This is a genomic window from Sphingorhabdus sp. YGSMI21 (assembly GCF_002776575.1).
Classification (GTDB): domain Bacteria; phylum Pseudomonadota; class Alphaproteobacteria; order Sphingomonadales; family Sphingomonadaceae; genus Parasphingorhabdus.
In genome coordinates this window covers 1,171,890-1,198,119 of sequence record NZ_CP022548.1, presented here as the reverse complement: position 1 = coordinate 1,198,119, position 26,230 = coordinate 1,171,890, and the positions used below count along the sequence as shown (strand labels likewise).

Below are 26,230 nucleotides of genomic sequence, written 5' to 3'. Positions count from 1 at the left end.
TTGATGAATGGTCCGAGTGAATTCATCGCGCCGGGCCCTTCGAAACGAATAGTTCTTCGCTTGCGCGGAAACCGCGATGGCTACATTCACCAGACCCAGCATTCCATGATCATATTGTAGTGATTTTCGAGCAATGCAAACACTCAACATTCAAATGGATCTGCCATAAAAATGCCGTTCCGGCGTTGCCGCTTGCCGTTCGATAACCATCAGCGCTTGACGCACAAACAAGCTATTTGAGCCGCGTCCGCTTTGCGCCTTGAATATCGAATGCGTCGACGGCACGTAGAAAAATTGTGTAAAGCCAGCATCTGCTAAAAGCCCACAGGCCTCTTCGTCGACAGTTTCGAGTTGAATTGCAAAAAGTGAATGTTCGGTAAAGACCGACATAGCGTCCTGCAAAGCCTTAGTTTCAAAACCTTCAACATCCATCTTAATATCCGACGGGCTTTCATCCTTGTGGATCATATCAAGCGTCGACAAGGAGACTGCCTGAACCTCCGTGTCAGCAGAAATAGCAACTTGATTGGTTGTGTCCTGTCCGACGGAATAACTTATCTCGCCTACCTTATCGCCCATCGCAGTCCTTGCCACAGTCGCTAAATCACCCAAGCCATTTTCATCGATATTGCGTTGAAGGTGAGCGGCAGTTTTTGGATCGGGTTCAATTGCTATTGTTCTTGCGCCACATACACCCGAAGCAAGGACCGTGCAGCCTTCTATGTTCGCTCAAACATCGACAATAAGATCGCCGGGTCGAAGCACATGGAGAACGAAAGCCATGTCCTCATATTCATGAAGGCCGCAGTAAATATTGCCCGTGGCGCCGGTCATACCCCTCTGCACTACAAGCTTGGCCCCCGAAATTCAATTGAACGCAACCTCTCGCTTGAGGCGGCTTTCAATCTGCCAGCGGAAGAACCGCGTGACAGCGCGAAACTGGCCACCACGATTAAGCGGATGCCGGACAATGAGCCGAAGGGTCTTCAGGAGGCTCAAATTTGGCCCTTTCCAAAATCAGCAGATGTCGAACCGAGAGTTTACCTGCGAGCTTTTTGCACCTGTGCGAGAGACCCACGCACGATAACACCGACAGACAGGTATCTTACGCCACATCACTTCGCATCCCCTCCCCGTTTGGGCAATTCGCGCTCGAGGAGCGCAATCTGCGCTTTAAGATGGTCGTATTCGGCCAGCTTGCGCTTCAAAAACCGCCCCGTCATCGCGCCCTTGCTGGCAATGCCGTCAGGCGTAAGTGCATAAATATAACGCTGCTTATGTGATGACTGGCGAAAGTTTTCCAGCTTTACCCAGCCCTTTGCAGCAAGCGCCTGCAAGCAATAATTGACCCGCCCCAAGCTGATCCCAAGCCGCCGCGACAATTCTCGCTGCGATAATTCCGGATTCTGTTCGAGCAGCAACATCAATTCATAATCAAGGCTCTCGCGCTCGGAAAGGCGCGCCATTGAAGGAGAATCGGCAATGGGTTCCACAGGCTTCACGGCTACCGCACTGCGGCGGAAACGACCGCTCACAGACAGGTATATTACAGAACTCGGTATTCAATGTTCAATTTTGAACAGTGTCATAAACGACTTTTTTTGACAAGAAGAGAATTGTACAAAAAAACATGTTAACTCGCCAGCGGTGACCCGCAATCGTTCCGGTTCAAGTAGCGATCAAGCTTGAGCGAGGCATCGTCACTTTCGTTTCACCAGCGAGCATTTGCAACAGCACGGTCACCCGCTCCCGGCCGCCGCTGCTCGCCAGCGAGCCGCACAAGCCATCAAATGGTCCGCCGACGATTCTGACCCCGTCGCCCGGTCGCAGGGCCTCATCAAAGCGGACGTGGCCGTCGTCGCCTGCCAGATTCTGCAGCTGTTCTACAAACCCGCGAGGCATCACGGCAGGCTGCATTCCAAAACTCACGAGGCGAAGCACGCCGATAGTGCCATTCACCGAACGCCAGGGCTCGCGCTCGCAATCAAGCGCGACAAAGACATAGCCCGGGAACAGCGGCTCGGCGGTGCTAACCGATTGCTTGCGCAAGCGCCTAGTCCGCTTGATAATGGGACAATAGGTTACGAAGCGCTGCCTCCGCAGATGCGCGAGTGCTAACTGCTCCTTGCGCGGCTGTACCTGCGCGACATACCAACGCTGGGTTCCTTGGGCTTTTGGCGCTTCGGCGAGCGAGGTTTTATCGATGGCCGAGGTCATGACTGTAATCCCTTGCATTGCTGACCATTGGCCAGCCCGTTAATCCGCGAAGGGCCCACCACTGCTGCACCTTCGAGGGCCAAATAATCATTAGCTTTCTGAGTAGATTTTGCCTCGTCCAAGGAACCAGACATTTCCGTAGTGGCCAAATCGCAAAGCAGCGCAGTCCATTCTGCAAGGCGGCTGTCACGAGCGCAAATATCCTCAGCAAAAAGACGCGCGTTCTGGCCCAAAAGCTCACGCAAATTACGGTCCGCCGAAAGCTCTCGTAAATACTGCGTCAGCGCACCGACTGCACCGGGGGCAAAGCTGCGCCCACATTCTCCCTGCGCGATCAGACGGGCAACTTCTCCATCTTCATCGCCGACGAAAATGATCGGACGTCCGGCAGCGGCAGCGCCATAGAATTTGCTCGGCACAATCAGGCCTTCGAGCTGCGGCGCAAGCGACAGCCAGTGAATATCGGGCACCGACAGGCTTTCGCGCAGCTGCTCGCGAGGCTGATAGTTGCAAAAGCGGACTCTGTCATAGGCTTTCAGGCGCTCTTCAAGCCCCTTGCGCTGGGCCCCGCCTCCGACAAACAGAAATCGCGCCGGCGATGCGGCATCGCCGACAAGCTGCTCTATGGCGCCCAGCATTGTTTCGCTGTCATGGGCACGGCCCAGATTGCCGGAATAGCCAATCACGCAATCTTCGAGCAAGTAGCCCCACTTGCTGCGCAGCGGGTTTTCTTCATGAGCAAGCGGGGCCAATGCTTTCTCGTCGGCCCAATTCGGGATGATTCGAATATCGGCCGCATCGGCGGTGCGGTGCTTGACATATTCCGCCATGCGCGCTCCGATCGCGACATTGACTGCACTTGCCTTCCAGCAAAAGTCGCGTAATCGGGCCAGCATGCCAAAGAGAGGATTGCCCGGCGAACCGAAGCCTAGGCGAATGGCGGTTTCGGGATAGATATCCTGTACCCAGTTGATGAGCCGCGCGCCTTTCAGCCGGACCGCAAGAAGACATAGCAGCTGGCCAAAAGGCGGATCGGTCAGACAGACCACTAAATCGCCGCGCCGCGCCAATCGCAACAATGCGACAAAGCTAAAAAGGTAGAAAATGACAAAATTGGCGACACGCCGGACGAGCGAAGTCTGCCCGCCCTGCAGCGCAGGCAGCCGGTGAATGGATGTTCCGTTTACTTTTTCGCGCGACGGCGGCCTCTCTTCAGAACCCGTATAATCCGAGCCACTGGTCACAACGTGGAGCGCATAAGGTTTAGCCTCTAGCGCGAAGGCGAGGTCAGTCAGCATCAGCGAGGTCGCCGACTCGTCAGGATAGAAGAAGCGGTTTACAAAGATCACGCGCACTGGCTCGCCTTTATTGTGAGAGGCTTTTGCGCCCACTGAATGGTCAGACATGAGGGTCTACTTTGCACCAAAACCGGTGAGTACCACTCGCACCGTACGTGCGGCAATCAGTATGTCGAGCCAGTAAGACAAGTTCTTTATATAATAGAAATCATATTGCAGCTTGTCGTCGATCTCGTCGAGCGAGGACACATGACCCTGATTAACCTGCGCCCATCCACTGATGCCGGGCCGCACGATATGGCGATAGCGGTAGAAAGGAATTTCAAGCTCATACCATGACGACAGGCTTACAGCTTCGGGGCGCGGCCCGATCCAGCTCATCTCGCCCCGCAGGATATTGAAGATCTGCGGCAGTTCGTCCAGCCGGGTGCTGCGCAGGAACCGACCGACCATAGTGATACGGTGATCATCGGTCTGGGTGACCGAGCAATCGCGGTCCCCACCGTCATGCGTCACCGTCATGGTCCGAAACTTAATCACCTGAAACACTTTGCCTCGAAATCCCATGCGCCGCTGCCGGAAGAAAACCGGCCCAGCGCTGTCAGATTTGATGAGAATGGCGCAAACAGCCATCAATGGCAGTGCGAAGGGGAGCGCGACGACACAGACAAGCAAATCAACTGCCCGTTTGAATTTCTGATAAACAAGGCTAGGAACCAGCGCACCAAAGCTGTTTTCAGAAAGATGGTCGATCTGAACCTTGCCGGTCTGGGCTTCCCAGACCTGCTTGTAATGATAGACGGGCTTTCCGGCGATCGCGGCCTCGGCGAGCAATCGCTCCCATTCAGGAGCCAGATCCGCATGCAAATCGGCAATAATCGCGCAACCCGGTAGACCGGAAATCGAGGGAGAGGTCATCGAGATGGTCGGTATATTTGCGAGTTTGTGAACCACGGCGGCCCTGCCTCCGGGCACCACATAATATAGCACTCCCTTGGCCTTAACATGCAACGTTTCGATGGCATAACGGGCGGCAAGCGTAGCGACAAAACTGAAAAATAATATGCGGCTGGAATAATCAATCCTCAATATCGCCACCAATGACAGCAGGACAGCGAAAAAGGTGAAGAGAACCGGCAAAATAGACCGCGCGACAGCCGTTCCAGGATATAAACGGAACCGGCGCAGCGTCAGAGTCATTGCAACCGCACACGTACCAGCCCCGATCAGCGAATTTTTTACACCTATTGGATAATATTGGTCGAGAGCGGGCAGGCCGACAGTAACGGCAGATGGCAGGAATACGCCGCAAATCAGCACGAAGGCCAGTTCGAAACGCAACGAGTGGAAAAATGGACGTCCGGTCGCTAAATGCGGAATCTTAGTGAGTAACACTTCACCCTCAATTCGTTAAATAAGCCAGCAGCGACCAAACCGTCTTAATAATCTGTAAAAGCTAAACAATTTCCATCTAAATGGAATCATATTGCATTGCAGCAATCTATGCAAAGGCGGGGGCGGTGTCAACATGGCGTTTAAATATCGGTGACAAGGCTATGCCGAGCAGGTTTGGCTATATATCTCCACTTGGGAAATCATGGAGCCACTTTAGCTATTTCCCTGCATCGGCAACAATAATCGAGTCGATGATAGCAATATTAAGTGCGCTTATCGCATTCGCCGCTAACGATCCCGGAATCAGTTTTTCTGGTCGGCAATTTCGCAGAACAGGGCGTGACGAAAGCGGGAAAAATCTCAAAATCGTTAAAAACTGCCTCCCGCTGGTTAGCAGAATAAAGCAGTCGCCCGCCATTATGCCGGCGCGTTAAATTTTTGCTTACGCCCTCGCGCCTTTTCACTTGCATTGCTCAGTGTTACACTCAAAACAAAACCGAGATTAATTTATCTACCTGTAGGTCCGAAATACCCGTTTCTCGAGGTTGTCTAAAGGCATTTCTGATTCTAAGTCATAAGAATCGGGTCGAAATCTCCAACAACAAAAAATCAAATTTGCCACAAGGAATTTATCGTGACCGTGCCAAAGCAACCTGTCGCCCTGATTACCGGTGTAACCGGACAAGATGGCTCCTATCTAGCCGAGTTTCTGTTGGAAAAGGGTTATGAGGTACATGGTATCAAGCGGCGTGCATCTTCCTTAAACACCCAGCGTGTCGATCATATTTACGAAGACCCCCATACCGACAACGCGCGTTTCAAACTGCATTATGGCGACTTGACCGACAGCTCAAACCTGACGCGCATTCTCCACGAAGTTCAACCTGACGAAGTGTATAACCTCGGCGCTCAAAGTCATGTGGCGGTCAGTTTCGAAGCGCCGGAATATACCGCTGATGTTGACGCAATGGGCACATTGCGCTTGCTGGAAGCGATGCGGTTTCTAGGTTTGGAAAAGAAGGCCCGCTTTTATCAGGCCTCCACATCCGAGCTATACGGATTAGTCCAGGAAACACCGCAGACCGAAACAACACCTTTTCACCCGCGAAGCCCTTATGCCGTTGCAAAAATGTATGCTTACTGGATTACGGTAAACTACCGAGAAGCTTATGGGATGTACGCTTGCAACGGTATCCTGTTTAATCATGAAAGTCCCCGCCGAGGAGAAACTTTTGTAACCCGTAAAATCACTCGTGGTTTGGCGAATATCGCGCAGGGCCTGGAGCAGTGCCTTTACATGGGCAACATTGATGCCCTTCGCGATTGGGGCCACGCCAAAGATTATGTCCGCATGCAGTGGATGATGATGCAGCAGGACAAGCCCGACGATTTCGTCATTGCCACCGGTGTTCAATATTCAGTGCGCCAGTTTCTTACATGGTCGGCTGCCGAACTGGGCCTTACATTGGAATTTAGCGGAACAGGCGTCGATGAAACGGCAACGGTCACCGAAATAAATGGAGACTTTACCCCGGCATTGAGTGTCGGTGATGTGATCATGCGCGTTGATCCACGCTATTTCCGTCCGGCAGAGGTAGAGACGCTCTTAGGTGACCCGACCAAAGCCAAGCAGCGACTAGGTTGGGTTCCAGAAATCACGGTACAGGAAATGTGCGCCGAGATGATCGCGGAAGATTTAAAATCCGCTAGGCGACACGCGCTTCTAAAAGAACATGGTATGAATCTGCCGGTCTCAATTGAAGGATAGGACCATGAAAATCTATGTCGCCGGTCATCAAGGCATGGTCGGTGCTGCAATTTTACGCCAATTGCAAGCTCGCCAGAACTCTGGAGCAGACTTGGTGTTGGTTACACGAACGCGTGACGACCTGAATCTTACAGATCAGATGGCAGTCCGCAACTTCATGCAAGCCGAACGCCCTGATCAGGTGATTTTAGCAGCGGCAAAAGTCGGTGGAATTGTGGCCAACAACAATTATCCTGCACAGTTTATCTATGAAAACCTGATGATCGAATGCAATGTAATTCATCAGGCATATGCCGCTGGCGTTCAGCATCTTCTGCAACTGGGATCGAGCTGTATTTATCCGAAAAACGCGGAACAGCCAATGCGGGAATCCGCTTTGCTTACAGGTACATTGGAACCGACCAACGAACCCTATGCGATAGCCAAGATAGCGGGAATCAAACTATGCGAGAGCTATAACCGGCAATATGGCACAGACTATCGTTCGGTGATGCCGACTAACCTTTATGGGCCTGGCGACAATTTTCATCCCGAGAACAGCCATGTTCTCCCAGCATTGATCCGCCGCTTTCATCAAGCGGTACGGGATAATGCTGCTGAGGTAGTGATTTGGGGCAGCGGCAATCCGATGCGCGAGTTCCTGCACGTGGACGATATGGCTGCCGCTTCACTATTTGTGATGGACTTGGATCGTGAAGCTTATCAAGCGGAAACTCGGGAAATGCTGAGTCATATCAATGTCGGTTCGGGTACAGATGTCACCATACGCGAACTGGCTGAAACCATTGCCGAGGTAACCGGCTTTAAAGGTAGACTCAGTTTCGACACCACCAAACCAGACGGAACGCCGCGAAAATTGATGGATGTCAGCCGGCTCGCGCGGATGGGATGGGAGTATACCATCACCCTGGACGACGGTATTCGCGACACCTATGACTGGTTTTTGAAACAGCGAGACAAAGATCTGCGCGCCAAATGAACGGTTGAGGCCATTCAAATAGAATTTCGATTATTAGCTGCTGCCAAAAATTTTGGCGCGCAAAACTAGCAAATATCAACCGTTGCTAAGGTGTGTCCCCGTCTGTCCGTCGTCAGATAATTTGAGGCATATGGCGGTTTAGAATAGGCGAGTATTTGGTTCCATCTGGTTGATTGATTTTAGGCGGCGATCTTGCGGTATTGCAAGCGCCGATCTTCGATGGTCTTTCGTTTGATCCTTTCTCGATGTTTGATAATGCCTTCAGCCCTTCCAAAGTAAGCGTCTGCGGGCGTCACATTTTTCAGGCTTTTATGGTAGCACCGGTGGTTATAATGCTCGACGAATGCCTCGACTTGGGCTTCGAGATCCCAGGCAAATAATAATTTCGAGCAGGATGCGGATTTTAAGCGTTTGGTGCCAACGCTCGATCTTGCCCTAGGTTTGCGGATGGAACGGTGCACCGCGAACGTGGCGCGTCTTCTTGTCGGCCAGATAATCCGCAAGTTCACCCGCAACGTAGCTACGTCCATTGTCCGATAGCAAACGCGGTTTGTGCAGCACATGTGCCGACGCACAGCCTGATGGCTCAAGAGTCAGCTCCAGCGTATCGGTTACATCTTCTGCGCGCATCGTCTTGCACATCTTCCAGCTGATAATGTAGCGCGAGTAATCGTCGAGGATTCTCGATAGGTAATACCAACCCCAGCCAATGATCTTCAGATAGGAAAAGTCGGCCTGCCTCAGCTGGTTGGGCGCAGTGGTCTTATCCTTGAAGTCGCTGGCGGCCTTCATCACGATGAAGTTCGGACTGGTAATCAGGTCATGGGCCTTCAACAGGCGGTAAACACTGCCCCCGACACGGATTCGTAGCGACGCGGAGAAGGGCAAGCGAAGCGCGCCCAACTATCGCTGTTCATCGGTAAACGTCACCGCCGGCTCCTGCGGGCTCAGCTTACAGCGTTCCAGCGCAATATTTACAATCTGGCCCTGCACCTTGTCGGGGATCCGGTTCCATGCACGGCGCGGACCCGGTTTCCGATCTTCCAGCGCATCTTCGCCAAAACGCTGATATAGATCATACCAGCGGTAGAAGGTAGGCCGGGGCGATGCCCAGCCTGTTCAGCAACCACTTCTTTCAGATCACGGGCTTCCTTTCGAAGATCACGGACCTCATCGCTATTGGCAGCGCGCGCCGTATCACCAGCAAGCCTCCGCTTGCTCGGCCCCATGAAGTGCTACGACCAATTATAATATACGCCCTGCGCGATACCCTCACAGCGACATAGCTCGGCGATGCTATCCTCGCCGCGCAGCAGTGAAAGTTAATCCAACTATCCTCTATTCAATATTGTTACGTTCTTGTAGAATACGCTTCACATTTTGTGATTGACCCCTGGGTATGATCATGACCTGCTTTTCGTTGGCAACAACAATCAAATTCTCAAGCCCAAATGTTGACACTTCAATCCCGCTAGCATGGACAAAAATATTCTTCGAACTAATCGCGTGGACCCGTCCAAAAGTGACATTGGGGTCGTTATCGGTCGCATTAATATCAAACAGTGAATCCCAACTTCCTACATCAGACCAGCCAGGATTAACCGGCGTTACCGCCACTTTTTCAGATTTTTCCATCACGGCATAATCAATGGAAACAGACGTTGATTTCCCAAATTCGTGCGCATCGGGCCGAATGACAAAATCTTCATCACCACAATTTTTCATGGACTTGATAGCTGCTTGCAAAATTTCCGGCGCATATTTGCCTAAAGCGGCCAAATAAGCATCCGCACGAAATAGAAAAATTCCCGCATTCCAATGGAACCCGCCCCGACTCAACATCTTTTCTGCATCGTCCTCAGCAGGTTTTTCAACAAAACGCCTCGCGGCAAAGCTGTTTTCACTGTCGACAACAATGTCGCCTTGCTCGATATAGCCATACCCGGTTTCCGGACCGGTCGGTGCTATTCCAAATGTTACAAGCCAGCGTTCTTCCGCGAGCGAAAGCGATTGCTTGACCGCCTTTTGGAAGGCCGGGACATCAGAAATGATATGATCGCTCGGCATCACCAACATTATATCTCGCGGATCTGTGCACGCTAAAGCCGCAAGCGCAATTGCAGGAGCTGTATTACGTGCACATGGCTCAAGAATAAGTTTGGAAGACCGGACTTTAATTTCGTCCAGTTGCTTGACCACTAGATCCCTATGGGATGCGCCTGACACGATTATCGGCGTGGCGAACAAAGCTTTGTCATTGCATCGTTCTACGGTCTGCTGGAACAAACTGAGCGGCCCCGTCAGTGTTAAAAATTGTTTCGGACACTCATTTGTCGATAGTGGCCAAAGCCGCGTTCCTGAGCCGCCCGACAATATCACGGGTGTTATTACTTGTTTATCACTCATATCGATTTACTCATTTGTTGGGCAGGCGACAATGAATTTTCCATTTTTTGAAAGCTCAATATCAGTTTGTCTTGCACAGATTCCACATTCACCAGTTTTAATAACGACCCCACTGATCCATGCAGTCCCGTCTAATGGTATAACCTGCCATTCTGAGGCTTCCACATCGGTAAGAATTTCAATGTTGCTACCAATTATTTGAAAAACGCGAAAATGTGGCCCATCGACTAGCATCATGGTCTGATCTGGTGGAACTTTTCGATGATAACTCATATTGTAAGGTTTTAATGATGCCACTTTCATTGCATCTTCGAGGTGTAATTCACGTGGTCGCCGATAATCATAGATCCGATAGGTCAAGTCTATATTTTGTTGCACTTCGACGAGAACAATTCCAGGGCCGATTGCATGTATCGTCCCAGCAGGAATATAAAAAAAATCACCTGTTTCAACGGGTATCCAATTGACCAAATTTTCCATCTCTCCCGATGCAATCGCTGCTCGCAAGTCAGTCGACTGGACTTCTTTTGTAAGACCTATACCCAGCTTTGCCCACGGCTCAGCGTGTAAAATTAGCCAGCATTCCTCTTTTCCATGGGGAAACCCCGCCCTGCGGGCTTGCCTGTCATTCGGATGGACCTGGATGGATAGCTTCTCACTTGTGAACAGATACTTCACCATCAAACCCGCGGTGACGGCTTTGGGTGGTTCAAACCAGATTTCTCCGATTTTCTGTTTTTTGTTATTGTGAAAAGGGCTAGGAAAAATAGATTGTCCCCAAGGCTTGACGACTGATTTTTTCTTAAGCTTCATCTCGCACCTTCAAAAATTTTTATTTTCAGCCGCTGGTGATATTTTCTCGTTATCCCTTGCATCATCGACAGAATTGTCAATTGTGCTCTATGTCTGATAATAAGTGAGCGCACATTCCGATCTCACGTGTTTGCCTATGCCGTCCTCGAAAACAATTGCCGGGAATTTGGGTGATGGGCCACCGGCTTTAGCGCCTGACCAATATGGGCGGCAGGATTATCTATCATGATACCTATCGATCGCGCATAAACAAACACTGCGCTTATCCTTTGCTTAAGGCGGTGCGCTGCCTCGATCGCTTCACGGGCTTCAACCTTTCACAATACGGCCAGTAATAGCGGCTCATCAATTTTGTGAGCGGCATCGGACCCAGCAGAGGAAATATATCTCGTTCGAGACTGTTTAATGACATCTTTGGCGTGGATAGGTCAACGCGGCTGCCTCAGATCGTACCCTTCACGAGCCAGCGCCTCGAAGCTTTTGGAACCGGTCGTATCGCCGACCAGTTGCATTAGAATAAACGAATGTCGAGGATCACGACCTGCGCGCAGCAATTTACGCGTCTCGTTGCGCCTTTCTCGGGCGCTGGTCGAGGGTTATATCGGGATAGGTTCACTGCTCCTTGTTCTCGATTCGGAACTTGAACTGCTAGGTCTTGCGCCCTTGTTTATAAACATGAAGGGAAAGGCTGTTGCCATCGCTTATCTTAAACGGTCTCTCCTTTGCAACCGCAGCTCTTACGGCTTTGTCCGTCAGCATTTTTACCCCTGTTTTGGTATATCCGTACCGCCCAGTATACCCCCACATGCTTTGGATGAGCTTGGATTGGGCTGGACGGAATCTATAAGAAATCGCTGTAAAAGCCTAGACTTTCACGCGGTTCTGGATGGTAAAAGATTAAGTTGGAAAAGGGAGTGGAGGACACGGAGGGATTCGAACCCTCGAAGCCCGTAAAGGCTTGTCTCCTTAGCAAGGAGGTGGTTTCAGCCGCTCACCCACGTGTCCACGCAGTTTGGCTTGAAGTCGCGCTATAACGGCGGAAAGCGCTGGCTGCAACGGGAAAAATGGACCGAATTAAATCCTGCCTGAAAATCGAGATTATGCCTGATGCCGGCCACGGGACTCGGACCGCCGCAGAATCGAGTCCGTTCGTCGTCCGTTCATTGCGTGGTCATATCCGACGGCCGAGAGCCTATATCTGGCTGGTAACGGGAAGGAGTTTACCCATGTTACGGTTATGCTTGAAGAAATCATTGGGTTTATTTGCTGTATTGGCCCTTGCCGGTGCACCGGCTCTGTCGCCCGCATATGCCCAGGTGGAAACCGTCGATCCGAATGACGTCATCGATGCCGATCTGGCCGCGCCCGACTATGACGGGAATTTTGAACCCGACGCCTCTCGCCCGGCCACGGTCGAGGACGCGCCGATGGACAGCGATATAAACGCGGATATTGTTGCGCCTTCCGGACCCGCAACGACCGCTGCCCAGACCGGCAGTGCTGTCGCTCCGGCGACCGATGACGGCAACACCTATCAGGACGACGACCTGATCGGCGCGGCAGAAGGCGTCTTCGGCAAGGGCGCAAAAGGCCTCGCGGAAGTGATCGAGGATATCTTGAAGAAACAGGGCCGGCCCAACGCCTATATCGCCGGACGCGAAGCCAGCGGCGCTTTTGTCGTCGGACTGCGCTATGGTTCGGGCAAGCTCTATCACAAGGTCGAGGGCGAACGCCCGGTCTACTGGACGGGGCCTTCCATCGGTTTCGACTTTGGCGGCAACGCGGCCAACACCTTCGTTCTGGTCTATAATCTCTACGACAGCGAGGAATTGTTCCAGCGCTTCCCCGCCGGCGAGGGCGCGGCCTATTTCATCGGAGGCTTCCACGTCAGCTATCTGCGCAGCGGCGACAAGGTGCTGATCCCGGTACGCCTCGGCGCGGGTCTGCGCCTGGGCGCCAATGTCGGTTATATGAAATTCAGCAAGAAGCAGAAATGGCTGCCGTTCTGATCAGGTGATCGGCCGGGCAGCCGGCCGTGACTCCCGAGTCTACGTCAGCGACCGGACCTTTTCCATCCGCGCCAGATAGCGCGCCAATATGTCGATCTCCAGATTGACCGGACGGCCGGGCTCGAGCTCGCCGAGCGTGGTCACCTGCGCGGTATGGGGAATGATGTTGAGGGTGAAGACTGCGCCCTCTTCCTCGTCGGTAATGGCGTTGACGGTCAGCGACACGCCATCGACCGTGATCGATCCCTTGGCGGCAATGAACGGCGCCAGATCCTTCGATACGCGGATCACGACTTGCTGCGAATCGCCGGCGGGCTCGCTGGAGACCACGGTGCCGACCCCATCGACATGGCCGGTCACGATATGCCCGCCCAGTTCGTCGCCGATTTTCAGCGCCCGCTCCAGATTGAGCTTGCGGCCCGCGGCAAATTGCCCCTGCGCGGTGCAGGAAACGGTTTCGCCCGACACATCGACGGCGAACCAGTCCGGCCCCTTGTCGACCACGGTCAGGCAGACGCCGGAACAGGCGATGGATGCCCCCATCTCAACGCCGTCCATGTCATAGCCGCACCGGATCACCATGCGCAGATCGCCGCGCTGGTCGACCGATTCGATGCTACCGATATCTGAAACAATGCCTGTGAACATGCGCGATCCTATTTGCTGAGCCTATTTGCGGTAAACCGAGCGGAACCTAGGCGGCGCGGTCATATATCTCAAGCATATCCTGCCCCAGATCGCGCCGGTCGGTGCGCTGCCATTCACCATGCGCCTCGGCCAGCTTATTCAGCCCGATATCGCCGATCGACGGCAGGCCGCCGCCAATGAGGATCGGCGCGCGATAGAGCAGCAGCCGGTCGACCAGACCGGCCGCCAGAAACGAGGTCGCGGTTTTCGCGCCCCCCTCGACAAGCAGCCAGTTTATATCGGCAAGACCGGCGATGGCGGCAGGCTCGTCAAGCTGTTGCCAATGTTCCGGCATATCCTTGTCGGTGCCGAGCACCACCGGTTGCGGCGAGCGGTCGGCCAGTCCGTCGAGCCTTACATCGAGCCCCGGGCGGTCGACCCTGGCCGTGCCCGCGCCCACCAAAATAGCATCACTGCGTGCCCGTTCGAGATGGGAATGCGCGCGCGCCCGGTCGCCGGTGATCCACTGGCTGGAGCCGTCGGCCATGGCGATACAGCCGTCGAGGGACATTGCGAGCTTGAGCGTGACAAAAGGCCGGCCATTTTCGACACGGCAGAGGAATCCGGCCATTGCGCGACGCGCTTCTGGTTCCCTTATGCCGACCGATACCGGTATGCCGGCATCGCCCAGCCGGTCAATGCCGCGGCGTCTGGTCCGTTCGTCAGCGTCAAGAGTCGCGACAATCACTCTTTTCGGCTTTGCGTCGATGATCGCATTGCTGCAGGTCGGGCCGCGCGTGCTTTCATGGGCGCAGGGCTCCATCGTAACATAGATATCCGCGCCTCTGGCGGCGGTCCCGGCCTGGGCCAGCGCCATTTCCTCGGCATGCGGGCGCCCACCGGGCTGGGTCCAGCCGCGACCGATGATGACACCGTTCTTGACGATGATGCAGCCGACATTGGGATTGGCGCCGGTCTGGCCACGGCCCCGCTCGGACAGAGCCAGGGCAGCGGCCATATAATGGGCATCGCCGGGAGGAGTCAGCATTGCAGGCCGGCGGGGCGTTCCACCTCTACCTCACCGCGTGCCCGGCGTTCCGCGATCGCATCGCGCTCGATCTGGTCTACATCCATGCCCGACATCCGGCCGAGCGATTTGACCGCTTCGCGTCGCTTGGTCTCCAACTCGTCCTTCAGGCACTGGATCTGCCAGCGGTCCTGCAGGATTTCCTCGTCGGTCCGATCGGTCGTCCAGTTTTCTACATAAATGACCTCCTGCGGTACATAAGTGTAGGTGTTGACCTTCGGATCGAGCCAGAAAAGGAACAAAATGAACGATGTGCAGGCAATGGCCATGGCTGCCGGGAGCAGGCGCTCGCCGGGTTCACTCTGGCGAAAAACGGCAATCAGGTCGCCAAAGCCGCCGGTTACTGACACATCTTTCAACATTCCCATGCCGTTCAAATAGTGCGGACACCGCCGGATGACCAGCCCTTCCCGCAAATTTGCCGTGGGAAAAAGCGGGTCGGCCGTCCGGACCGGTGATCAGCTGTTGATTTCAAACCGAACTTTCAGGGTCATCCAGCTTTCGATCGGCGTTCCATCCCTGGTCGCTGGTGTGAAACGCCATTTGCCAAGCGCCTGTTTGCGCGTCGCCGTCCAGAAATCGACATGCGGCGAATCGATCAGTTCGATCTGCTTCACGCGACCATTTGTTCCGACCAGCACCCGGACACTGACCTCGCCCTCGCGCTCGAGCCGCAGCAGACCGGTCGGATATGCGGGCTGGAACTGCCCCGCGTAGCGCGTGTTCAGCCGCGCGCCGACGATCACCGGGTCTGGCGCAATTTCGATCGTTTGCAGAGGAATATCAATGCCTCTTCCACCGGAATCACTACCAAGCGTCGCCTCGGCATATTGGATTTTCGGAACAGGGGGCAATTTGATGATCGTCCGGTCCGGTGCAATTTGCTGCGTTTGCGGAGCAGCTTTGACTTCCGGTTGCTGCTCTTCGATAACCGGTTCGGGAGGTATCTCGGCCAGTTTCGGAAGGGCAACTAGAGTCCCTTCTGGTCGCTCGGTCACGATGATCGCGGGCATCGCTATCACCGCACCGATAATCGCCGCATGCACGGCGACAGTCATAATCAGGCCTTTCGACCGCGGGGTTTTGTTTTCGTAGACAGATACATAGCTCATGTTCAAATCCTCTCAACCATCCTCAGAACGGCGGAGCGGCTTCGTGCCTGTTTGACTATCTCGCCCCAGCGCCAATTGTGATGTTATACTATTACATTACATAATGCAAACAGCGGGGACTGCGAGCGCGTGGCAAGTGCCGAAATACTATCTAACTATTTGTTTTTAATAACCTTTTTAAGGCCTCTTCGCGCCCGATGAGTGGCAGCAAGGCGTTCATGTCCGGCCCGTGGTCGAGCCCGGTCAAGGCCTGGCGCAGCGGCATGAACAAGGCCTTGCCCTTGCGCGCCGTCACCTCCTTGAGCGCGCCGGTCAACACCTTCCAGAGATCAGAAGATGCTTCCAACTCTTCCAATCTGTCGTGCGCAATGGACAGAAATTCGCGGTCCTCCGGCGAGAATTCCGGTTGGACTATCGGCCCGGTCACCACCTGCCACCACTGGTCGACATCGCCCATATCGTGCAGATTGGGCCGGATCACCGCCCATGCTTCGGCATCCATGGCGTCCGGCAGCCGGTGCTTCACATCGTCATAGTCAAGCAGATGGACGATCTTCTGGTTAAGCTGGGCCAGCTCTTCATCGTCAAACCGCGCCGGTGCCCGGCCAAAGCGGGCAAAGTCGAAGGTCGCGATCAGCTGCTCGACATCGGCAATCGGTTCTACTGGATCGCTGGTCCCGATACGGGCGAGCAGGGCGACAATGGATTGGGGCTCGATTTTCTTCTCGCGAAAGCTGCTTACGCCCAGCGAGCCAAGCCGCTTGGAAAGCTTGCCCTCGGTCCCGACGAGCAGCGCTTCATGGGCAAATTCCGGCGGCTTTGCGCCGAGCGCCTCGAACATCTGGATCTGCACCGCGGTGTTGGCAACATGATCCTCGCCGCGCACGACATGGGTGATCCCCATCTCGATATCGTCGATTGCCGAAGGCAGCATATAGAGCCAGCTGCCGTCTTCGCGCAGGATAACGGGATCGGACAACAGGGCCGGATCGAAATTCTGGTCACCCCGGATCAGGTCGGTCCAGGTGATCGGCTTTTCGTGATCCAGCTTGAAGCGCCAGTGCGGCTTGCGCCCTTCTGCTTCGAACGCCGCGACCTGCTCTTCGGTCAGGTCGAGCGCCGCGCGATCATAGATCGGCGGCTTGCCCCGGCCGAGCTGGATCTTGCGTTTCAGATCCAGTTCCTGCGCCGTCTCATAGGCCGGATAGACCCGGCCAGCGGCCTTCAGCTTCGCCAGATGCTCTTCATAGCGGTCAAAGCGTGCCGACTGCCGCTGCTCTTCGTCGGCTGTCAGGCCCAGCCAAGCCAGATCAGCACGGATCGCCTCGACATATTCCTCTTTCGACCGCTCGCCATCGGTATCGTCGAGACGCAGCAGAAAGGTACCGCCCTGTTTCTTCGCGAACATCCAGTTGTGCAATGCGGTCCGGATATTGCCGACATGGAGGTGGCCCGTGGGAGACGGGGCAAAGCGGGTTTTTATGGTCATACGGTCCTGAATGCGTTGGTGATCGGATAGCGCCGGTCACGGCCGAAGTTTCTGGTGCCCAGCTTGACTCCGGGAGGCGCCTGACGGCGCTTATATTCGGCGATATAGAGCAGCCGCTCGATCCGCACCACCGTTTCCCGGTCAAACCCGCGCCCGACCATGTCGCTGACCGACAATTCTTCCTCGATCAGCCCGTGCAGCAGCGGATCGAGAATCTCGTAATCCGGCAGACTGTCGCTGTCTTTCTGGTCTTCCCGCAATTCCGCGCTTGGCGGTTTGGTAATTACCGTTTCCGGCATCACCGGCCCGTCGGGACCGAGACCGAGGCTCGGCTTGTTGCGGTTGCGCCAGGAGGACAGTTTGAAGACGGTCAGCTTGTAAGCGTCCTTGAGCACCGAATAGCCACCCGCCATATCGCCGTAAATGGTCGCATAGCCGACGCTCATCTCGCTCTTGTTGCCGGTGGTCAGCAGCATATGGCCGAACTTGTTCGACAGCGCCATCAGCGTGACGCCGCGAATCCGCGACTGGATATTTTCTTCGGTGATATCGACATTGCTGTCGGAAAAACTGTCCTCCAGCATCGCGTCAAAGCCCTCGACAGCTGGATTGATCGGGATGGTGTCCAGCCGGGTGCCGAGCATTTCGGCGCAGCCCGCAGCATCGTCGAGGCTTTCCTGCGAGGTGAAGCGCGAGGGCATCATGACATTCCAGACCCGGTCCGCGCCCAGGGCATCGACGGCTACCGCAGCCGACAGGGCGCTGTCGATCCCGCCCGACAGTCCGAGCAACACGCCCGGAAACCGGTTGCGGTTCACATAGTCGCGCAAGCCGACGATCATCGCGTTGTAAATATCGGCCGGATGATCATCCAGTTGATGGATATCTCCCGGCGCACAGGTCCATTCGCCGTCTTCCCGCGACCAGTGGGTATCGACGATCGCTTCGTCCCAGTCCGGCAGCTGGTGCATCACGCTGGCATCGCCATTGAGCACGAAACTGGCGCCATCGAATACAATTTCGTCCTGTCCGCCGACCCGGTTCAGAAACAACAGCGGAATAGCCGTTTCCCGCACGCGCTTCGTCGCCACCTGGCCCAGACGCTTGTCGTCCTTCTCGATCTCGTACGGGCTGCCGTGCACGGAAATGAACAGCTCGGCACCCTGCGCCTTGAGATGCTCGCACACGGTTGGAAACCAGACATCTTCGCAGATCGGCAAACCGATCCTGCAGCCTTTGAATTGAATAGGTTCCGGCAGCGGGCCGGAGGCGAAGAGCCGCTTTTCATCAAATGTGCCGTAATTCGGCAATTCGACCTTGTAGCGGATGTCCCTGACATGCCCGCCTTCGAGCAGGGCGATGCCATTGTAGAGCCTGTCATCCTCGCGGAACACCGATCCGACCAGCATCGCCGGTCCCGGCCCCGCAGTCGCCGCGGCCAGCCGATTGAGTTCCGCCTCCGCCCGCTCCCAGACCGCCGGCTTCAGCACCAGATCTTCCGGCGGATAGCCGATCAGCTGCAATTCGGGAAAGACAATCAGATCGCTATCCGGCTTGCTGCCGTGCGCCGCAATCATCGCATCGGCATTGCCGCGCAAATCGCCGACACTCTGGGTCAGTTGCGCCATGGTGATGATAAGCTTGTCCGTCATCGCGCCCTGATAGAAAGGGCCACACTGCGGAGCAATCTAAATTAACGCAAATACGGACTTTTGATTCGACCGCCTTCTGTCTAACAGGGTCACGAAACTGTCATGGGGTGCCGCTGGCGATTCTTGCGGGCCATTGAATCGGGGAAACGCAACTATGAAACTCATGTCGGGCAACAGCAATCTGCCGCTTGCTACAGAAATCGCACAATATCTGGATATCCCGCTGACCGATGCGAGCGTCAAGCGCTTCGCCGACGACGAGATTTTCATAGAAATCCACGAAAATGTCCGCGGCGAGGATGTCTTCGTTGTCCAGTCGACCAGCCATCCGGCCAATGACAATCTGATGGAATTGCTGATCAGTATCGATGCCCTGCGCCGCGCTTCCGCAAAGCGCATCACCGCAGTCATCCCCTATTTCGGCTATGCCCGGCAGGACAGGAAGCCAGGCCCGAGAACACCGATCTCGGCCAAGCTGGTTGCAAACCTGATCACCGAAGCGGGTGCCGACCGCGTGCTGACCGTTGATCTTCACGCCGGCCAGATTCAGGGCTTTTTCGATATCCCGACGGACAATCTCTATGGCGCCCCGGTGATCAGCCAGGATATTATCAAGCGCCATAGCGACAAGGATATCATGGTTGTCTCACCCGATGTCGGCGGCGTGGTTCGCGCCCGGGCACTGGCAAAGCGGCTCGACAACGCACCGCTCGCGATCGTCGACAAACGCCGCGAGCAAGCCGGAGTCTCCGAAGTCATGAACATCATCGGTGACGTCAAGGGCCGCTTTTGTGTGATGATCGACGATATCGCCGACAGCGCCGGCACGCTCTGCAACGCCGCCGATGCCCTTATCGCGGCCGGTGCCACCGATGTGGCCGCCTATATCACCCACGGTGTATTGTCCGGAAAAGCCGTGGACCGGGTCAATGCCTCCTCGCTGCGCAAGCTGATCATCACCGACACCATCCGGGCACCGCAATCCGCGCTCGATTCCAGCAAGATCCGCATACTCCCGATCGCGCCGCTGCTCGGAGAAGCGATCAAGCGGATCGCGGACGAAAGCTCGGTCAGCAGCCTTTGGGACTAGCCGCTACCAGATTTTCCATTTCAGGAAACAGCAATGCCCGGTTTTGAAACTCTTCTGAAATACCGCATATATATCGCGCTGCTGGCGATTTTCATCTCGCTGTTCGCCTGGTTCACGGAATGGGCGGGCTGGGTTTATGTCTGTCCCTTTTGCCGCGCACAGAGGACGGTCATCGGACTGCTTGGCCTGCTTTTACTGGCCAACCCCATGCACTGGCTCAACCGGTGGATAGCCTCGACGCTTGCCATACTTGGCCTGGTTGTCGCCGGAATGCAGCATTTCAACGGCTGGAAAAAGATCATGGCTGGCCAATTTACCTGGGGTGACTATTGGTATGCCAATGCCTGGGTTCTCTCCGGCTGTGCGCTGTTCATCATCACCGGCCTGATCCTCTATCTGTGGGCCTGGCGGCCCAGTCCTCCCGCTATGGATGACCAATGACACCCAAAGATATCGAACTTGCGCAAAAGCTTGCAGAAGCTGCGGGCGAAGCGATCCGTCCGTTTTTCCGCGCCAAATTTGATCAGGAAGCAAAGAGCGATTCGACCTTTGTTACCGAGGCAGACCGCGCCGCTGAAGCGGCTATGCGGACGATCATCGAAACCGAAAGGCCGGATGACGGCATTATCGGCGAGGAATATGGCACACGAAATGAAGGTGCTTCTCGACAATGGGTACTCGATCCGATTGACGGAACTACCAGCTTCATCGCCGGGCGTCCGATATTCGGCACCCTGATCGCGCTGATGCAGGAGGGTTTCCCGCTGATCGGCATCATCGATCAGCCGATTGCGCGAGAGCGATGGGTCGGTGTGGTCGGACGCCCGACCCTGTTCAACGGCCAGCCGGCCAAATCTGCGCGCTGCCGGGAACTCAAGGATGCCGTTCTCGCCACCACCTCTCCCCATCTTTTTGACGAGCATGATGCCGATCATTTCATGGGACTTGCCGGCAAAGTTGCGCCGCGCAAGATTATCTATGGCGGCGATTGCTATAATTACGGCCTGGTCGCCAGCGGCCATGTCGATGTCGTCTGCGAAGCGGGCCTGATGCTCCATGATTTCGCTGCCCTCGCCCCGATTGTCGATGGCGCCGGCGGGATGATGTGCGACTGGAACGGCGAACCGTTACACGCGGAATCTGACGGCCATGTGCTGGCGATTGGCGATCATGCGCGAGTCGATGATGTGCTGGAGGCTATTGCTTGCCATCATTAAAAGCGACGCACAATCCGTTCTTCTGCTTCCGAACGCAGACCCATTGCCGCGCGTGTCACGGGACTGGTTTGCATTTCTCTAATGATTCGTGTTGCCGGGCTGTCATAGTAACCGCGAGCTAACCGCTGTGCGGGACTATCATGGAATCCATTGAGGATGCGCTGAAGGGGGCTGTCAAAAAGAGCTTTCGCAACTTTCTGGGCATGTCCATTGAGAAGTGAATCAGCTTGTTCTGCAGCTGATGCCATCGCCCCGATTTTATTGAGATGACGCGGAAATGACAAATTCACAATGCCAGATGTATTAGGTTCTGATGCACCTTTTTCGGGTCTTTTAGCTTCCTGCAAGTATGGCGCACCATATTGTTTCCAACAGCGCGCAAGACTGTCGATGGCGTTTTTTTCCGGATCAGTCAGAACAAGCCTTGCAGCTTTGTAAGGTCCGACCCCACTTGCGGCTATCTCATCTGCCATTTTTGGCAGAAGCGGGAGGTGCAATGTGCTAGGTCCCATAGGCCGCCCCATTTTTCCGTTTTCATCTGACATAGTAATGTCCTTTTGTTGCCGTCGATATCCATAATGCCAAGGATTAACTCTTGCACAAGCGATAAGAAAACAACTCGGGGGGAAGTTTGCGACAAATAGCGCCATATTTGGCAAGAGTTTTTGTCGCTTTTTTATAGATCATTATCCTTGCTTTCGAGCCGAATCCTGTTAATGCGCCCCTTCCGAAGTGACGCTCTGGCCAGTGTTGGGCTGCCACAAGTGTCCGTAACGGTACCATCTAGAGGAGACCAAAATGCCCAAGTTGAAGACCAAAAGTGGTGTGAAGAAACGCTTCAAGATCACTGCAAACGGCAAGGTAAAGCACGGCGTAGCCGGCAAACGCCACCGTTTGATGAGCCATAACAGCAAATATATCCGCCAGAACCGCGGCACCAAGAAATTGTGTGATGCGGATGCTCGGACAGTCAAGAAATGGGCGCCATACGGTCTGGGTTAATTCCCGCCGCAGCGACATTCAAACTTACAGGATATAGAATATGGCACGTGTAAAACGGGGTACGACCACTCGTACAAAACATAAAAGATTATTGGTTCAGGCGAAGGGCTATTATGGCCGTCGCAAAAATACCATCCGCGTCGCGCGGCAGGCCGTCGAAAAAGCCGGTCAATATGCCTATCGCGATCGTAAAGTTAAGAAGCGCGCTTTCCGCGCGCTCTGGATCCAGCGTATCAACGCTGCGGTTCGCGCCGAAGGCATGACCTACGGCACGTTCATCCACGGCACCAAGCTGGCCGGTATTGAACTGGACCGTAAAGTGATGGCCGATCTGGCGATGAATGAACCGGCAGTGTTTGGCGGCATCATCAAACAGGCGCAGGATGCTCTGGCCAAAGCCTAAGCATTTTCATAATTTCAAAGAAGCGCCGGGGAGCAATCTCGCGGCGCTTTTTTATTGGGTTTTTCGTGAGGCTTGCTAGACGGGCAACGAGCAAGAACGGGACAATATGATGAGCGACATCGAAGCGGTCAGGGACAAATATCTGGAGCAGATTGGCGCGGCGGCCGATGGCGAATCGCTGGAAGCAATCCGCGTGGCCGCGCTCGGCAAAAAGGGCGAGATTTCGCTGCTGCTGAAAACCCTGGGCAAGATGACGCCGGAAGAACGGCAGGAACAGGGTCCGAAGATCAATGGCGCGCGGCAGGCGGTTGCCGATGCGCTGGCTGCGCGCAAGGAGGCGATGGAGGCCGCCGCTCTGGATGCGAAGCTTGCCACCGAAAAGCTTGACCTGACATTGCCGCCGCCTGTCGCTCCGAAAGGCAGCATCCATCCTGTTAGCCAGGTAATGGACGAGCTCGCAGAGATATTCGCCGACCTCGGATTCTCGGTCGCCACCGGCCCGGAGATCGAGGACGACTGGCATAATTTCACCGCGCTCAATATTCCCGAGACCCACCCGGCGCGGGCGATGCACGACACTTTCTATTTCCCGCAGACAGATGAGGGCGGGATGCCGAAACTGCTGCGCACCCATACGTCTCCGGTGCAAATCCGGACGATGATGGATGTTGCGAAGAAGACCGACGGAGCGGGTGAACCGATTTACCTCATCGCTCCCGGCCGCACCTATCGCAGCGACAGCGATGCCACGCATACGCCGATGTTCCATCAGGTCGAAGGGCTGGTGATCGACAAGGGCATCCACATGGGCCATCTGAAATGGACGCTGGAAACCTTCGTCCGCGCTTTCTTCGAGCGCGATGATATCGAACTGCGCCTGCGCCCGAGCTACTTCCCGTTCACCGAGCCCAGCGCCGAAGTCGATGTCGGCTTTTCGGTCGAGAAAGGTCGCCGGATCATCGGCGGAGACCCGCGCGGCGAAAATGGTGGCTGGATGGAAATATTGGGTAGCGGCATGGTCCACCCCAATGTCATCCGCAATTGCGGACTGGATCCCGATGTCTGGCAGGGCTTCGCCTTTGGTTGCGGCATCGACCGTCTGGCGATGCTGAAATATGGCATGGACGACCTGCGCGCTTTCTTCGACGGCGATCTGCGCTGGGCCGATCATTATGGCTTTGACGCACTCGACGTCCCGACATTAAGCGGAGGAGTCGGCGCATGAAATTTTCCCTGAGCTGGCTCAAGTCGCATCTCGAAACCGATGCAAGCCTCACCGAAATTACCGAGAAGCTGACCGATATCGGCCTTGAAGTGGAAGGGGTTGAAAACCCCGCCGATGCCCTGCGCCCATTCCGTGTTGCCAAAGTCATCGAAGCCGGGCCGCATCCGAATGCTGACAAGTTGCAATTGTTGAAAGTTGACGATGGTGCGGCGGAACCGTGGCAGGTGGTGTGCGGTGCGCCGAATGCCAGGGCGGGGATGATCGGTGTATTCGGGCCTCCGGGAACCTATATTCCGGGTAGCGATTTCACGCTGAAACCCGCAAAAATCCGGGATGTCGAGAGCTTCGGCATGATGTGCAGCGCGCGCGAGCTGGAACTGGGCGAAGATCATGACGGGATCATCGAACTGCCGGAAAGTGCGGCCAGTAAAGTTGGCACCAGTTACGCCGACTATGCCAAGCTCGATGATCCGGTCATCGACGTCGCGATCACGCCCAACCGTCAGGATTGCATGGGCGTGCGCGGCATAGCGCGCGATCTCGCCGCCGCCGGCCTCGGCACGCTGAAGCCAATGGACATCGCCAACATCGCCCGCAATGGCACCGGTCCGGATATCGCGATTGAGGATCCGGAAGGCTGTCCCGCCTTTTACGGCTGCACCGTCAGCGGCGTGACCAATGGCGCGTCTCCGGACTGGATGCAGGCGCGGCTGAAATCTGCCGGCCAGAAACCGATTTCGGCGCTGGTCGATATCACCAATTATGTGACGCTCGATCAGGGCCGCCCGCTGCACGTCTATGACGTGGCCAAGCTCAACGGCGGTCTGGTTGCGCGCAAGGCGCAGGACGGTGAAAAGCTGGTCGCGCTCAACGACAAGGAATATCTACTCGACGAGACCATGACCGTGATCGCCGACCAGGCGGGCGCGCATGGTATCGGCGGCATCATGGGTGGGGCCGCCAATGGCACCGACGAGAATACCAAAGATGTACTAATCGAATGCGCCTATTTCGATCCGGCCCATATCGCCCGCACCGGCCAGAAGCTAATGCTGACCAGCGATGCGCGGCAGCGGTTCGAGCGCGGCGTTGATCCGGCTTTCCTGGAAGAAGGCATAGAAATCGCAACGGCCCTCGTCCAGTCGCTTTGCGGCGGCAGTGCCAGCGCGGTCACCCGCGTCGGCGAAGCACCGACAGAGCAGCGCGTGATCGATTATCACCCGCGCCAATGCGCCGCCCTGGGCGGGCTGGATGTCGATCCGGATCGACAGCACGGCATTTTGGAAGCGCTGGGCTTTGTCATCGGTGATAATTGGCAGATCACTGTGCCGACATGGCGTCGTGACGTCACCGGCTGGCAGGATATCGTCGAGGAAGTGATCCGGATAGAGGGACTGGACAAGGTTCCATCGACACCGCTTCCCCGCAAGCCGGGTGTCGCCAAGCCCACCGCCTCTCCGGAACAGCTGGCCGAGCGCAAGGCACGGCGGGCCGCGGCAGCGCGCGGTCTCAACGAAGTCGTCAACTGGAGCTTCATTTCCGAGAAGGAAGCGGCGCCTTTCGGTGGCGGAAGCTGGTCACTGGCCAATCCGATCAGCGAAGACCTGAAGGTGATGCGCCCATCCCTGCTGCCCGGCCTGATCGCGGCCGCCCAGCGCAACGCAGCGCGCGGCGCAACGTCGATCCGCCTGTTCGAAGTCGGCCGCCGCTATCTGGAAAGCAGCGAGCATCCGACCATCGGCCTGGTTCTGGCCGGCGAAAACCGCGCCCGCAGCTGGCAGGCCGGCGCCGCAAGTAAATTTGATGCCTATGATGCCAAAGCCGAGGTGTTGGCGATATTGGACGCCGCTCGTGCACCGACCGACAAGCTGATGGATTTCGGCGAAGCGGGCGATCATTATCATCCCGGCCAGTCCGGTACCTTGCGGCTGGGACCGAAGAAGATTTTGGCGGCTTACGGTGTGCTTCACCCGTCAACGACCAAGGCGATGGGTTTCAAAGGCTCTGCCGTTGCCGCCGAGATTTTCCTCGATGCGATTCCGCTGAAGAAAAAATCCGGCCACATGCGCGACGCTTTTGCGCCACCGGCGTTGCAGGCGGTGACCCGCGATTTCGCCTTCATCGTCGATGCGGATCTGCCAGCGGGCGATCTCGTGCGCGCAGTCAAGGGCGCGGACAAGAAACTGATTACCGATGTCCGGATTTTCGACCTGTTCGAGGGACCGAGCGTCGGCGAGGGCAAGAAATCGCTGGCGGTGGAAGTGACCTTGCAACCGCAAGATGCGACATTGACCGAAGAGGATTTGAAGGCGCTCTCGGACAAGGTTGTGGCCAGTGCGGCAAAATTGGGCGCTGAATTGAGAGGATAGAATATTCGTCATCCTGAACTCGTTTCAGGATCTTTCGAGACAAGCGAGTACATGGAGATGCTGAAACAAGTT

At 55.6% G+C, this 26,230-nt stretch carries 24 protein-coding genes, 1 tRNA gene and 1 pseudogene; 10 read left to right on the top strand and 16 right to left on the bottom strand.

The features are described 5' to 3' along the window. Positions 1-150 precede the first annotated feature (150 nt). The 5 genes from CHN51_RS05830 to CHN51_RS05810 form a co-directional block, all read right to left on the bottom strand. Positions 151-723 (bottom strand): FkbM family methyltransferase, encoded by a 573-nt coding sequence (locus CHN51_RS05830; RefSeq protein ID WP_100093184.1) that lies wholly within the window; start codon positions 721-723, stop codon positions 151-153. Positions 724-1,115: 392 nt separating this feature from the next. Beyond that, a complete protein-coding gene (locus CHN51_RS05825; protein WP_206169998.1) occupies positions 1,116-1,502 on the bottom strand; it encodes a MarR family EPS-associated transcriptional regulator in 387 nt (128 codons plus the stop codon). 166 nt (positions 1,503-1,668) lie between these two features. Further along, positions 1,669-2,217 carry a transcriptional activator RfaH gene (locus tag CHN51_RS05820; RefSeq protein WP_164088998.1) on the bottom strand — a complete coding sequence of 183 codons (549 nt, stop codon included), beginning with the start codon at positions 2,215-2,217 and terminating at the stop codon, positions 1,669-1,671. Further along, positions 2,214-3,608, bottom strand: a complete 1,395-nt coding sequence (locus CHN51_RS05815) for a glycosyltransferase family 4 protein (RefSeq protein ID WP_164088996.1) — start codon at positions 3,606-3,608, stop codon at positions 2,214-2,216. The genes CHN51_RS05820 and CHN51_RS05815 overlap by 4 nt, the downstream gene beginning before the upstream one ends. A gap of 21 nt (positions 3,609-3,629) precedes the next feature. After that, on the bottom strand, positions 3,630-4,715 hold the full coding sequence (locus CHN51_RS05810; RefSeq protein ID WP_164088994.1) for a sugar transferase: 1,086 nt from the start codon (positions 4,713-4,715) through the stop codon (positions 3,630-3,632). A gap of 835 nt (positions 4,716-5,550) precedes the next feature. On the opposite strand from CHN51_RS05810, the gene gmd reads away from it, so the two are divergent. Both gmd and CHN51_RS05800 read left to right on the top strand, forming a co-directional pair. Beyond that, positions 5,551-6,678, top strand: coding sequence for a GDP-mannose 4,6-dehydratase (gene gmd, locus CHN51_RS05805; RefSeq protein WP_100095444.1), 1,128 nt, complete (start codon positions 5,551-5,553; stop codon positions 6,676-6,678). Positions 6,679-6,682: 4 nt separating this feature from the next. After that, positions 6,683-7,657, top strand: a complete 975-nt coding sequence (locus CHN51_RS05800) for a GDP-L-fucose synthase (RefSeq protein ID WP_100093179.1) — start codon at positions 6,683-6,685, stop codon at positions 7,655-7,657. 179 nt (positions 7,658-7,836) lie between these two features. Here CHN51_RS05800 and CHN51_RS20110 read toward each other — a convergent pair. The 4 genes and pseudogenes from CHN51_RS20110 to CHN51_RS05770 all read right to left on the bottom strand — a co-directional run. Beyond that, a pseudogene (locus tag CHN51_RS20110) lies at positions 7,837-8,970 on the bottom strand (DDE-type integrase/transposase/recombinase); the annotation flags it as partial. A 25-nt stretch (positions 8,971-8,995) separates the two neighbouring features. Next, on the bottom strand, positions 8,996-10,063 hold the full coding sequence (locus CHN51_RS05780) for a mannose-1-phosphate guanylyltransferase/mannose-6-phosphate isomerase (RefSeq protein WP_100093176.1): 1,068 nt from the start codon (positions 10,061-10,063) through the stop codon (positions 8,996-8,998). 6 nt (positions 10,064-10,069) lie between these two features. Continuing rightward, on the bottom strand, positions 10,070-10,876 hold the full coding sequence (locus CHN51_RS05775; RefSeq protein WP_100093175.1) for a class I mannose-6-phosphate isomerase: 807 nt from the start codon (positions 10,874-10,876) through the stop codon (positions 10,070-10,072). Positions 10,877-11,791: 915 nt separating this feature from the next. Next, positions 11,792-11,881, bottom strand: a tRNA-Ser gene (locus CHN51_RS05770). 221 nt (positions 11,882-12,102) lie between these two features. Here CHN51_RS05770 and CHN51_RS05765 point away from each other — a divergent pair. Beyond that, entirely contained in the window at positions 12,103-12,885 is a 783-nt protein-coding gene (locus CHN51_RS05765; RefSeq protein ID WP_100093174.1) for a DUF1134 domain-containing protein, read from the top strand. Between the two features lie 39 nt (positions 12,886-12,924). Here CHN51_RS05765 and CHN51_RS05760 read toward each other — a convergent pair whose 3' ends face one another. The 6 genes from CHN51_RS05760 to CHN51_RS05735 form a co-directional block, all read right to left on the bottom strand. After that, positions 12,925-13,533 carry a riboflavin synthase gene (locus CHN51_RS05760; RefSeq protein ID WP_100093173.1) on the bottom strand — a complete coding sequence of 203 codons (609 nt, stop codon included), beginning with the start codon at positions 13,531-13,533 and terminating at the stop codon, positions 12,925-12,927. A 46-nt stretch (positions 13,534-13,579) separates the two neighbouring features. Further along, a complete protein-coding gene (gene ribD / locus CHN51_RS05755) occupies positions 13,580-14,560 on the bottom strand; it encodes a bifunctional diaminohydroxyphosphoribosylaminopyrimidine deaminase/5-amino-6-(5-phosphoribosylamino)uracil reductase RibD (RefSeq protein WP_100093172.1) in 981 nt (326 codons plus the stop codon). After that, positions 14,554-14,961 (bottom strand): hypothetical protein, encoded by a 408-nt coding sequence (locus CHN51_RS05750; RefSeq protein ID WP_123906249.1) that lies wholly within the window; start codon positions 14,959-14,961, stop codon positions 14,554-14,556. Before CHN51_RS05750 ends, ribD begins: the two co-directional genes overlap by 7 nt. Positions 14,962-15,057: 96 nt before the next feature. Continuing rightward, positions 15,058-15,711, bottom strand: coding sequence for an energy transducer TonB (locus CHN51_RS05745; RefSeq protein ID WP_100093170.1), 654 nt, complete (start codon positions 15,709-15,711; stop codon positions 15,058-15,060). Positions 15,712-15,862: 151 nt separating this feature from the next. Beyond that, positions 15,863-17,200: a glutamate--tRNA ligase gene (gltX, locus tag CHN51_RS05740; protein ID WP_100093169.1), complete on the bottom strand. Its 1,338-nt coding sequence runs from the start codon at positions 17,198-17,200 to the stop codon at positions 15,863-15,865. Continuing rightward, positions 17,197-18,852, bottom strand: coding sequence for an NAD+ synthase (locus CHN51_RS05735; RefSeq protein ID WP_100093168.1), 1,656 nt, complete (start codon positions 18,850-18,852; stop codon positions 17,197-17,199). The genes gltX and CHN51_RS05735 overlap by 4 nt, the downstream gene beginning before the upstream one ends. A 154-nt stretch (positions 18,853-19,006) precedes the next feature. Between CHN51_RS05735 and CHN51_RS05730 the strand changes: the two genes are divergently transcribed. The 3 genes from CHN51_RS05730 to hisN are packed head-to-tail and all read left to right on the top strand — an operon-like array spanning position 19,007 to position 21,159. Beyond that, positions 19,007-19,942, top strand: coding sequence for a ribose-phosphate pyrophosphokinase (locus CHN51_RS05730; protein WP_100093167.1), 936 nt, complete (start codon positions 19,007-19,009; stop codon positions 19,940-19,942). A gap of 33 nt (positions 19,943-19,975) precedes the next feature. Continuing rightward, complete coding sequence (locus tag CHN51_RS05725; protein WP_100093166.1) at positions 19,976-20,383, top strand: hypothetical protein; 408 nt, start codon at positions 19,976-19,978, stop codon at positions 20,381-20,383. Further along, the gene (gene hisN, locus CHN51_RS05720) at positions 20,380-21,159 is read left to right on the top strand and encodes a histidinol-phosphatase (protein WP_100093165.1); all 780 of its coding nucleotides are present in this window, start codon (positions 20,380-20,382) and stop codon (positions 21,157-21,159) included. Before CHN51_RS05725 ends, hisN begins: the two co-directional genes overlap by 4 nt. Here hisN and CHN51_RS19480 read toward each other — a convergent pair. Continuing rightward, positions 21,156-21,704, bottom strand: a complete 549-nt coding sequence (locus tag CHN51_RS19480; protein ID WP_123906248.1) for a hypothetical protein — start codon at positions 21,702-21,704, stop codon at positions 21,156-21,158. The two genes, hisN and CHN51_RS19480, sit on opposite strands and share 4 nt — an antisense overlap. A 253-nt stretch (positions 21,705-21,957) precedes the next feature. On the opposite strand from CHN51_RS19480, the gene rpmI reads away from it, so the two are divergent. The 4 genes from rpmI to pheT all read left to right on the top strand — a co-directional run bounded on the left by rpmI (position 21,958) and on the right by pheT (position 26,158). Beyond that, positions 21,958-22,161 carry a 50S ribosomal protein L35 gene (rpmI, locus tag CHN51_RS05715; protein WP_089133727.1) on the top strand — a complete coding sequence of 68 codons (204 nt, stop codon included), beginning with the start codon at positions 21,958-21,960 and terminating at the stop codon, positions 22,159-22,161. Positions 22,162-22,201: 40 nt separating this feature from the next. Beyond that, complete coding sequence (gene rplT, locus CHN51_RS05710) at positions 22,202-22,564, top strand: 50S ribosomal protein L20 (protein WP_089133726.1); 363 nt, start codon at positions 22,202-22,204, stop codon at positions 22,562-22,564. A gap of 109 nt (positions 22,565-22,673) precedes the next feature. After that, entirely contained in the window at positions 22,674-23,789 is a 1,116-nt protein-coding gene (gene pheS, locus CHN51_RS05705) for a phenylalanine--tRNA ligase subunit alpha (RefSeq protein WP_100093164.1), read from the top strand. Then, on the top strand, positions 23,786-26,158 hold the full coding sequence (gene pheT, locus CHN51_RS05700; RefSeq protein WP_100093163.1) for a phenylalanine--tRNA ligase subunit beta: 2,373 nt from the start codon (positions 23,786-23,788) through the stop codon (positions 26,156-26,158). Before pheS ends, pheT begins: the two co-directional genes overlap by 4 nt. Positions 26,159-26,230 lie beyond the last annotated feature (72 nt).